Raw genomic sequence first — 11732 nt, 5'->3', positions numbered from 1 at the left:
GGAGACCCCGCCATTGACGGGGTCTCCTATTCACCCTTAATATTCAGGGTAAGGGGGTGGGGTTGGGGTTGGGTCTTTCTTTTCTGGTATATCTGTAATAAGAGTCTCTATAGTGAGAAGCAGGGCAGCTATACTTGCAGCATTCTCAATAGCTGTTCTAACAACCTTTGTCGGGTCAACTATTCCTGCTTTTATCACATCTTCAAATACATCCTTTTCAGCATTAAAACCAAAAGACTCTTCTGCAGAATCCTTCACCTTCTGAACAACGACCGCTCCGTCCAAACCAGAATTCTCTCCAATCTGTCTCAAAGGAGCCTCGAGCACTTTAAATACAATCTGTGCCCCTGTTTTTTCATCTGCATCTTCAAACTCAAGGTCAGCAATTGTCGCTTGACTTCTTAAAAGAGCTACTCCGCCTCCAGGAACAATACCTTCTTCCACAGCAGCTCTAGTAGCGCTAAGTGCGTCTTCTACTCTTGCTTTCCTTTCTTTCATATCTGTTTCTGTTGGGGCGCCTACATTAATAACAGCTACTCCACCAGACAATTTTGCAAGTCTTTCCTGTAATTTTTCTTTATCATAATCGGAAGTTGTTTTATCTATTTCACTCTTTATCTGTCCGATTCTTCCTTGCAACTTCTCTTCACTTCCTTCACCTTCAACTATTGTTGTGTTCTCTTTGTCAACAATAATTCTTTTAGCTTTACCAAGCATTTCAAGTTCAATATTTTCAAGTTTCAAACCAAGTTCTTCCATTATTGCCTGACCGCCTGTAAGAATAGCAATATCTTCCAACATAGCTTTTCTTCTATCGCCAAATCCAGGAGCTTTTACTGCACAACAAGAGAAAGTACCTCTTATCTTGTTCACTACCAAAGTAGCTAAAGCTTCGCCTTCAATTTCTTCTGCAATAATCAACAATGGTTTTCCTGCCTGAGCAACCTTCTCTAAAAGAGGTAGCAAATCTTTAATTGCTGAAATCTTCTTATCGTGTATAAGGATATATGCGTTTTCAAGAACACTCTCCATTCTTTCTGTATCTGTTACAAAATATGGAGATAAATACCCTCTATCAAACTGCATTCCTTCTACAACTCTAAGTTCTGTCTCGGTACCTTTAGCTTCTTCAACAGTAATTACACCTTCTTTACCTACTTTATCCATTGCATCGGCTATAATGCTACCTATCTCAGAGTCGTTAGCAGCTGCAATTGAAGCTACCTGCTGTATTTCACTTTTATCCTTAATAGTTTTACTCATACCCTTAAGGTTTTCTACAACCTTTTTAACTGCCTTTTCTATACCCCTTCTAAGATGTACAGGGTTAGCACCAGCTGCAACATTCTTAAAACCTTCTTTTGCAACTGAAAAAGCAAGGATTGATGCTGTAGTTGTTCCATCGCCAGCAACATCGTTGGTTTTAGAGGCTACTTCCCTTAAAAGTTGAGCTCCAAGATTATTGTTAGGGTCTGTCAATTCAATTTCCTTAGCAATCATTACTCCATCATTAATAACAGTAGGAGAACCAAACTTTTTTTCCAGAACAGCGCATCTCCCTTTAGGACCAAGAGTTGGTCTTAGGGTATCAGCCATTATCTCCATTCCTTCAAGAATCTTCCTACGTGCTTCTTCTCCAAGCAGTATCTGTTTTCCCATAGTATTCCTCCCTTATTTTTCATCAATAACTGCAAGTACATCCTCTTCTCTTAAAATCATATATTCCACGTTATCTATGTTTATTTCTGTTCCTGCATACTTACCATATAAAACCTTATCACCAACTTTCACTTCCATTTCTATTACTTTACCGCTATCGTCAGTCTTTCCTTTACCAATAGCAACAATTTTACCTTCTTGTGGCTTCTCTTTAGCCGAATCAGGAAGGATAATCCCCCCTTTTGTTTTCTCAACCGCTTCTAACGGTTCTACGACTATTCTGTCACCCAATGGTCTTATTTTTAACTTACCCATACTTACTTTCCTCCTTTTTATTATAAATATGTTCTTCTAATTTTATTATCATTTATTAGAGATAAAACAGAAGTGTTTTGAAAACCTTTTATAGAAATTACATTATACCTTACAAGAAAAAATATGTCAAGATATAGTCTTTTTATAATTGTTTCCAATAGTACTTAAAACTTATCAAATAATGGCTCAAAATATATAAAATTATAAAAGAAAGGATGATTCATTGTACCTTCTATATGCTTAGTTCGTCTTTATAAATCTTTAGCATAGAAAAAAAGGTGGTTTTCTTTTATTTTGTTTGCTTTTTTAAAGACATACTGATAAAATAAAGTTATTATTAAAACTTAAGAATCCTTTAAAATTCATACACACTATATTTATAAGGAGGTAAAGAATGTTACAAAAAAGAAATAGCCAAGTTAAACGAATCATTTACACAACTATTGTTATGCTATCACTCTTTTTCATTGCTAAACCATTGTTAAGAGAGGTGTCTGCTGATACTACTGCACCTCAAAAAACAGGAAAGATATACATATTTGTTAATTTTCAAGAAGAAGAATCATACTATGAAGACGGTCCTTCAAGGGGTAGGGTAAAAGCGCGTCTTGAACAAATATCAGGAGAACGTTGCCTTGTTATTCCGTATCAAGAATTAAATATGACTTTAGTTGAAGAACTCAACCCATTAGCAATAGTAATGAGTGGATTCTCAAGGCGTGGCAACATAGAAAAATATGCAGGTGTTTGCGAGGTTTTAAATAAATGCGAAATTCCTATGATGTGTTTTTGTGGCAGCCACCAACTTATAGGTTGGTGCATAACTAAGGATTCTGAAAAACCTTCTATTAGACCAGTCGGAGCAATGAGAAAAATTCTGCCAGATGAAGATTTCCCGAGAGTTGCAAAAAGCAAAACTTCAGATATTTCACAATATTTTTTAGCATCCGGCTTTTTCCCTATAAAAAGAGTACAAGACGACCCTATATTTGCAGGTTTTCCTGAACAAATGATTATGAAATGCTCTCACTACTGTGAATTAAAAATATTACCTCCCGATTTTGAACTTTTAGCAAGTAGCGGACATTGTAAAATAGCTATGATAAAACATAAATCCAGAGTTCTGTATGGAACCCAATTCCATCCTGAAGCATATTCTGAACCTTGGATGGACGGGAAAAAACTTCTGGAAAATTTTGCTAATATTGTAAAAAAATATTGGGAAGAAAAAAAGTAACGTAAAAAACAGAATAGAAAACATATTCCTACTGGCTATATTTCCTTTCACACTATCTCATTTCATCTTTGCGAGATGCATATCATTCTGGATTTATCCCGAGTACCCCCGAGGGACTTGAGCCGGAATCTCGTTTTTTACATTGTGCTACTGCCAACGTGGGTTACATTAGAGATCCTGAAATAAATTCAGGATAACAGAGTGTAGCGTTCGTGATGATAAAGTGGGTGGAGTTTGTCTTTTTTATAACATACTGATAAAATAAGGATGTTATAAAACCAATCCTAAAAGGAGGGAATATGATCCCAGATTTCCAATCTATTATGCTACCGTTACTTAAATTATTTTCAGATAAAGAAGAACATACCATAAGAGAATTTATAGACAAACTGGCAGAAAAATTCAATTTAACAGATGAGGCAAGAAAAAAACTTTTATCCAGTGGACGACAAACCGTTTTTTATAATCGCGTAACTTGGGCAAGAATATACCTTACAAAAACAGGGCTTTTAGAAAATCCAAGAAGAGCAGTTTACAAAATTACAGAAAGAGGGCTTAATGTTTTAAGTCAAAACCCACCAGCAATAAATATCAGATATCTCAAGGACCAATTTCCTAATGAGATGCGTGAATTTTATAAACCGAAATCAAGTTTATTGCCAGACACAGAAAGAAGAGAAGGCGAAAGTAGTATTGAAAATGAAAGATTAACACCTATAGACAATATTGAGAATACTTATCAAGGTATAAGAAATTCTTTAGCAGAAGAACTTTTAAACAAGGTATTAGAATTATCTCCTACCTTTTTTGAAAGACTTGTGATAGACCTACTGGTCAAAATGGGTTATGGAGGTACATTAAAAGAAGCCGGCAACGCTGTGGGTAAAAGTGGGGATGAAGGGATAGACGGAATAATAAAGGAAGACAAACTGGGGTTGGATATAATATATATTCAGGCAAAACGGTGGCAAAAAACCAATATCGTTGGTAGACCAGAAATACAAAAGTTCGTGGGAGCATTAGCTGGTAAGGGAGCTAAAAAAGGTGTTTTTATAACAACATCTTCATTTACCAGAGAAGCAATCGGTTATGTTGAACATCTTGATTCCAAGGTAATACTTGTTGACGGTAAAGAACTTTCTGAGTTAATGATAGATAACAATATAGGCGTTTCCACAGAAGCCACCTACGAGATAAAAAAAATTGATACCGACTATTTTAGCGAAGAATAAAAAATAGGAGTTTTATATAATGAAAAAAGAGGCAAGGGCTCGCATAAAAATCAACAAACTTCTTGAAGAGTCCGGTTGGCGTTTTTTTGATACAGAAGAAGGTAGAGCAAACATAGAACTTGAAGCAGGCACAACTCTTACCCATACCGATTTTAATGCTTTAGGAGACGATTTTGAAAAGACAGAAAAAGGGTATATCGACTTTCTCCTCCTTGATAAGAACTCTTTTCCGATTGCTCTTCTTGAGGCAAAAAGGGAAGGTATAGACCCACTCATTGCAAAAGAGCAAGCCCGCAGATACGCTACCTCACAAAATATAAGGTTTGTAATAATGTCAAACGGTAACCTACACTATTTTTGGGATATAGAAACCGGTAACCCAGAGATAATAACATCTTTCCCTAACCAGGAATCACTTGGACACAGAAGAGAATTTAAACCTGATATAACCGCCTTTTCTAAAGAACCTGTTGAGACCGATTATATTGTTCTTACACAAAAATATAACTATAAAACCGACCCAAAATGGCTAAACTCTTCTCAGAGAAATTCTTTTATACAAGAGAACAAACTTCGTTTCTTGCGTGACTACCAACTAAACGCAGTCCATTCAATACAAAAAACTGCAGGAGAATCTAAGACACGTTTTCTTCTTGAGATGGCTACAGGAACAGGTAAGACCCTTGTTTCTGCGGCAATCATAAAACTTTTTTTAAGAACAGGTAACGCTAAAAGAGTATTGTTTCTTGTTGACCGGTTGGAGTTGGAAGACCAGGCAGAAAGAAGTATGGTTACCTACCTAAAAAACGATTACAGAACAGTTATATACAAAGAAAACAAAGATAACTGGAAAAGGGCAGAAATAGTTATTACAACAGTCCAGTCCCTACTTTTTAACAACAAATATATGAATCTTTTCTCTCCTACCGATTTTGACCTTGTTATATCAGACGAAGCCCACCGCTCAATAAGCGGTAACAGCCGTGCTGTCTTTGAATATTTTGTTGGCTACAAACTTGGTCTTACTGCTACACCAAAAAACTACCTAAAAAAAGTTGATATAGAGAAACTTGCAGAGAAAGACCCTCGTAAACTTGAACAGAGACAAATGCTCGACACATACAAAACCTTTGGTTGCCCGTCTGGCGAACCTACATTCCAGTATTCTCTTATAGACGGCGTAAACGACGGACACCTTGTTAACCCTTTTGTAATAGATGCTAGAACAGACATAACAACAGAGATGCTCTCTAAAGAAGGGTATTCAGTAATGGTAGAAGATGAAGACGGCAATTTACAAGAAGAAATATATTACCATAAAGATTTTGAGAAGAAATTCTTTTCTGATGAAACAAACCTAACGTTTTGTAAGACGTTCATAGAGAACGCTTTACGTGACCCGTTATCTACAGAGATAGGTAAAACCATTATTTTCTGTGTAAGCCGAAAACACGCTTCAAAAATTACCCAGACTCTTAACATCCTTGCAAATAAATATTTCCCTGACAAATACCAGTCGGACTTTGCCGTTCAGATAACATCTGATATACCAAACGCACAACAGATGACAACAAATTTTTCAAATAACAACCTTAACGGTCGCACAAAATTTATCAACGGGTACCTAACAAGCAAAACAAGGGTTTGCGTAACTGTGGGGATGATGACTACCGGTTACGACTGCGAGGATATACTCAACCTATGCCTTTTAAGACCAATCTTTTCTCCTTCAAACTTTGTTCAGATAAAAGGTAGAGGCACTCGACCTTACACATTTATTTATAAAGAAAGAGATGGAGCAGGGAGAACAGAAGAACATATTAAAAAGAAAAAGAATTTCAAACTATTTGATTTTTTTGCTAACTGCAAATATTTTGAGGAAGATTTCAATTACGACCAAGAACTTAAACTACCTGCAATATATAAACCACCCACAGAACCGACCAATGTGCCGACAATAAAATATATATCTAAAAATTACACAAACCTAAACCTTGACCCCATAAAGACTTTAAAAGGAACTCCAGTTGGTCAGGAAGGTATGAAGATAGATAGAAAACTTTTTGAAAAGTTTACAGGTGTAGTAAAAAAGGATGAATATATAAGAACAAGTATAGACGAAGGTAGGTACGAAGAAGCAGAAGAATATATAAGGGAGAAGGTTTTTGACAAACCAGAGGACTACTTTGACCTTAACAAACTGCGAAAAGCAGTTAAAGTAGACAGACGTATATCTTTACGAGAAATACTTGATAAAATATTTGGTAGGATAAAAGAGTTTAAGACAAAAGAGGACCTATTGGAAGAAGAAGTACAAAAATTTATATCTATATACAAACCCGAAGTAAAATTTGTGAACATCATCAGCCATTTTATAAAGGCGTATATACTTGATGATAGCATAAGAAAGATAATGGACACAGGGGAGTATGCAGAATTGGCTACAAACCCTCGTTTTAATATAAAAGACCTTAAAGAACTTGATGTTTGGCGGCAACCTGTTGTGGAATACATAAAAGATTATGTTTCTCTAAACACCTTCTTACAATAAAAAGAAATGCACCTCTCTTTGCCTTCTCCCCTTAGGACTATAGGTATAGGCAATCCTCAGGTGCTTGCAGAGAGGTTAATGGGATGAGGCTTGTCCGCCGAAGCTTGTATTTTAGCGTAGGAGAAGGGGTAGTTGTCCTTGCATGTCATTCCGAACTTGATCCGGAATCTCGTTTTTATTACTTCTGTTATATGAGTTACATTAGAGATCCTGAAACAAGTTCAGGATAACAAAGAGAACAATAAAAGGAACAAATATGCTTGATACCGAAACAAAAAGACGTATAGATACAGCCAGAGATATACTTGTTGGAAAAATTCCCGACCCAAAATCTCAGGTTGAACAGATAACCATAGCACTCATCTACAAGTTTATGTACGATATAGACAGAGAATCTGTTGAACTTGGTGGTAAAGAAAAGTTCTTTTCAGGAGAGTATAAGAAATACGCCTGGAACAAAATCTTTGATGTAGGTATGGGCGGGGTTGAGATAGTCAACCTTTATGGCGAGGCTATCCAGAAGATGAACCAGAACCCAAACATTCCGCCCTTATTCCAGGATATATTCAAGAACGCCTACCTACCTTACAGGGATCCTGAAACCTTAAAAATATTCCTCAAGGTAATAAACGAGTTTCAATACGACCATTCCGAAAGGTTAGGTGACGCTTTTGAATACCTTCTTTCTGTGCTTGGTAGCCAAGGCGACGCTGGCCAGTTTCGCACCCCACGCCATATAATAGACTTTATGGTAGAAATTATATCTCCACGTAAACACGAAACAATACTTGACCCTGCCTGCGGAACGGCTGGGTTCCTTATTTCTGCATACAAATATATACTAAAACATAACTCCAGCAACTATAACCCTGCTGAAGATAAAAAATCTTTTGAACAACAAGATGTCAACCTTGAAGAACTTACCATAAACAGCACAAAGTATTCAGGTGATAAACTTTTATCAGACGATAAAGCACAACTTGTAGAAAACATATACGGTTACGATATTTCGCCTGATATGGTAAGGTTATCTCTTGTTAATATGTATCTTCACCAATTCAATAACCCAAAAATACACGAGTATGACACCCTAACATCTCAAGATAGATGGGAAGAACGGGCAGACGTAATAATGGCTAACCCTCCATTTATGTCACCCAAAGGCGGTATACGTCCACACCAGAGGTTTACTATAAAGAGTAAACGGTCAGAGGTGCTTTTTGTTGACTATATAGCAGAACACCTTAACCCGCAAGGGCGGTCTGCGGTAATTGTTCCAGAGGGGATAATATTTCAAGCACAGAACGCCCACAAGAACCTACGGAAGATGCTTGTAGAAAACGGCTTTCTTGTAGGTGTCATATCTTTACCGCCCGGCGTCTTTCACCCATACTCTGGAGTAAAAACATCTATATTATGGATTGATAAACGGCTTGCAAAAAAGACAGATAAAATTCTTTTTGTGAATATAGAAAACGATGGGTTTCATCTTGGCGCTCAAAGACGCCCTATAAAAGAGAACGACCTACCCAACGCTTACAACCTTATACAAGAATATAAAGAAACTATTGAGACAGGTAAAAAGTTTAACACAGAAAAATGGGAAAATATCCTTCTGGTAGAAAAAGAAAAAATATTAGAATCAGAAGATTACAACCTAACAGGAGCAAGATATAAACCCTCCCCACATATAAACACAAAATGGCAACTGGTGGAATTGAGGGAGGTTGCTGAAATTGCTTCTGGTAATTCTGCACCTCAAGGTGATAAATATTTTCAATCAGGAATATATCCATTTTACAGAACTTTTGATGTTGGGAAAGTGCACATATCCGATACTTTGAATATAAGCAAAGATTACGTTAATGATTTAGCAATAAAAGAAAAAAAATTACGCCTGTTTGACAAAAACACTATATTATTTCCCAAAAGTGGAGCCTCTACATTTTTAAATCACAGAGCAATGTTATCAAAAGCAGGATATGTGTCCAGTCATTTAGCGGCAATTATTCCAGATGAGAAAAGAGTTTCCCCATTATTTTTATTCCATCTCCTATGCGATATTGACGCAAAAACTCTGACAAGCGAGCAAGCGTATCCATCTTTGAAATTATCTGCTATAAAAAAAATCAAAATCCCTCTACCGCCTTTATTAGTTCAACAGGAGATTGTTGCTGAGATAGAGAGTTACCAGAAAATTATTGACGGCGCTAAACAGGTTGTTGAAAATTATAAACCGACACTTAAAATTGACTCTCATTGGAAAAAATTAAAATTTGTAGATGTCACACTTGAAATAAGAAATGGCGTTAATGTTAAACAAGTTGACAATAAAGGTAAATATAAAGTAACAAGAATTCAGACAATTTCATATGGAACAGTAGATTTAGGCAAAACAAAATGGACCAATGATGAGCCACCAGAAAATTATTTTATGGAAGAAGGTGATATTTTATTAAGTCACATAAACAGCTTTGAACATCTTGCAAAAACAGCTATTTTCACCAATATACAAGAAAAAGTTGTTCATGGAATAAATTTAATCAGATATAGGTTTAATAAAAAACTTATTATTCCTGATTATGCTATTTTATTTATGAAATCTGATGAATTTATTAATAGAGCAAAAGTATTTGCACAAAAAGCCGTAAATCAAGCTAGCATAAAAATCTCTGATCTTAACAATATTGAGATACCTTGCCCTGATCTAAATATTCAAAAGGCAATAGTGGCAAAAATGGAAGAGGAAGAAGAACTGGTTAACTCCAATAAAAAACTAATAGAAATATACGAAGAGAAAACCAAATCCTGTATATCCAAAGTCTGGGGTTCTTAAAAAAGATAAAAGAAGAGTTCCCTTGCTTGTCTTCTGGACTTGATCCGGAACCTCGCTTTTTACATCTCCATTCCGTCTTTTGTAGTTAGTCTTGCGAGTTTTATCCCTCGGGCATACTCGGGATAAACCCCCGCGGGTTGCAAAAAAAGGCAATTGCCACTTATTTACGTAGTAGAGTCCCACATCTCCCACAACATCTCTATAGCAGTATCTGTTGCTATAGTAGCCGCTTCTGGCACAAAAAGTCTTGTTATAAAAGGCCACTCTCCGTACCCGCCCCTATGTGCTTGTTCAATAGGAGGTAGGTAGCCGCATCTTGTGTTTGCCAGTTCTACAACCATCGTATTGGTAGCAGGGGAGTACCTTTTAATCTCAAGCCCTATAGATGTAAAAACCTCCCACGGCATACCCACAAACGCTATATTTCCAACTCTCATACAATGGATAGGAATATTCATTTCCTCAGGTTCTGGGTCCCATAGATCGTACCTTGTCAGCCAGTTTTTTTCTGGTACGCTAAGGTCCTTTTTATTCCTTAATTCGTTCATTACTTTGTCTGTCTCGGGCGTCTTTGACAAACGAGGGATAGGTACATACCTAAGTTTTGAATCAACAGGAATAATAGATATAGGAGTACGTTCTCTCTCTATTGCCATTATAGCAGCCCCCGCTATACCTCTGCCTATCTGGTCATGAGGAAGTTTATACATACAATCAACATCACCAGCTGTCCCTTGTAAAAACAGGCAGGGGACATCTTGCCCGTAAACAAGAGAAATGGTTTCTGCCATTTCACCAGGCCATTCTGCCCAGATGTCGTCTGGACCGCTGTTAGGATGGCATGCATAGTTAATTAAAAACGCTTTTATTTTTTTATTTTTATCCTTTACACATATAACTTGCACAGAATTATCGAGTGGAGCAGAAAACCCTATCCGCCCGTCTTTTCCGTTGTCCATAGGTCTTATATCGTAAACATCTTTTCCATTTTTCATTCGACACAGTTTGCTTATAGAGAATCCTTCGGCTTCTGTTTGCCCGAAATATATTTCTGCATCAAACATTGAACCGTACGCCTTGTTGACACATTCTACAATCTTTTCTATCAACTCATTAACATAAACAGGGTCGTGACCGTAAGGTAGTTCTGGGATTGTCATAAGGGCAGGTCCTGTATGTGTATGGGATGCTGTAATCATAACTTCTTCAGGCGGAAGTCCACAAGATGAAGATATTTTTTCTTTGGTTTTGGTAGATATTTCGTCTGTAATATAGAGGAGGTCACTTGTAACCAGAACTATACGTTTTCCTCTGTTTTCGATTACCATTGTTCTTACGTATAGTTTTCCTCTGACTTTCTCTGCTTTGCGGGTATGGAAATACCCACCTAAATTGGAACCCAAAGATGGGGTTATATCTACCTGCGCTACTCCAACTTGGCAATCTTTAATATCTGTCATTTTGAATTTCTCCTATAACTTGTGTGGTTATGCTCAATTTAACGCTTTTTGTTTGTCTTGCGAACGCAAAATTTGCTATCCTGAACTTGTTTCAGGATCTCTAACCTAACCCACCTAACCGAAGTAGTAAAAAGCGAGATTCCGGATCAAGTCCAGAATGACAAGCATAGGGTAACTTCATCCTTTATCGTTACGTCTTTCGTTTTTGGTTAAGTTGCTAACTACCCCTCCTCCTACGCTAAAATACAAGCTTCGGCGGACAAGCCTCATCCCATTAACCTCTCTGCAAACTCTTAGGGACTTACTACTCCAAACACTCCAAGGGTAGAAGGCAAAAAAGGGGAGTGAATAGACACCACATACGCTTTTCTTTTATGCTTTTAACTGCCGTTTTGTGGCATTGCGAGGAATGCCTTCTAATGACGTGGCAACCCTCGTATTT

At 37.0% G+C, this 11732-nt stretch carries 7 protein-coding genes; 4 read left to right on the top strand and 3 right to left on the bottom strand.

All coding sequences use genetic code 11. The features are described from left to right. Positions 1 to 36 precede the first annotated feature (36 nt). Both groL and groES read right to left on the bottom strand, forming a co-directional pair. Positions 37 to 1659, bottom strand: a complete 1623-nt coding sequence (gene groL, locus M0P98_05725; protein MCK9266362.1) for a chaperonin GroEL — start codon at positions 1657 to 1659, stop codon at positions 37 to 39. 12 nt (positions 1660 to 1671) lie between these two features. Continuing rightward, a complete protein-coding gene (groES, locus tag M0P98_05720) occupies positions 1672 to 1974 on the bottom strand; it encodes a co-chaperone GroES (protein MCK9266361.1) in 303 nt (100 codons plus the stop codon). 394 nt (positions 1975 to 2368) lie between these two features. Here groES and M0P98_05715 point away from each other — a divergent pair, with 394 nt between their 5' ends. From M0P98_05715 to M0P98_05700, 4 genes are all read left to right on the top strand, one after another. Next, positions 2369 to 3211, top strand: a complete 843-nt coding sequence (locus tag M0P98_05715; GenBank protein ID MCK9266360.1) for a hypothetical protein — start codon at positions 2369 to 2371, stop codon at positions 3209 to 3211. A 299-nt stretch (positions 3212 to 3510) separates the two neighbouring features. Further along, the gene (locus tag M0P98_05710; protein MCK9266359.1) at positions 3511 to 4443 is read left to right on the top strand and encodes a restriction endonuclease; all 933 of its coding nucleotides are present in this window, start codon (positions 3511 to 3513) and stop codon (positions 4441 to 4443) included. Positions 4444 to 4462: 19 nt separating this feature from the next. Next, a complete protein-coding gene (locus M0P98_05705) occupies positions 4463 to 6994 on the top strand; it encodes a DEAD/DEAH box helicase family protein (GenBank protein ID MCK9266358.1) in 2532 nt (843 codons plus the stop codon). 256 nt (positions 6995 to 7250) lie between these two features. Further along, positions 7251 to 9830: an N-6 DNA methylase gene (locus tag M0P98_05700; GenBank protein MCK9266357.1), complete on the top strand. Its 2580-nt coding sequence runs from the start codon at positions 7251 to 7253 to the stop codon at positions 9828 to 9830. A 164-nt stretch (positions 9831 to 9994) separates the two neighbouring features. Here M0P98_05700 and M0P98_05695 read toward each other — a convergent pair whose 3' ends face one another. After that, on the bottom strand, positions 9995 to 11290 hold the full coding sequence (locus tag M0P98_05695) for a neutral/alkaline non-lysosomal ceramidase N-terminal domain-containing protein (protein MCK9266356.1): 1296 nt from the start codon (positions 11288 to 11290) through the stop codon (positions 9995 to 9997). Between the last annotated feature and the right edge of the window lie 442 nt (positions 11291 to 11732).

The organism is bacterium (assembly GCA_023230585.1).
GTDB lineage: Bacteria > Ratteibacteria > UBA8468 > B48-G9 > JAFGKM01 > JALNXB01.
The sequence above is the reverse complement of the archived record's forward strand: the minus strand, read 5'-3'. Positions and strand labels throughout refer to the sequence as shown.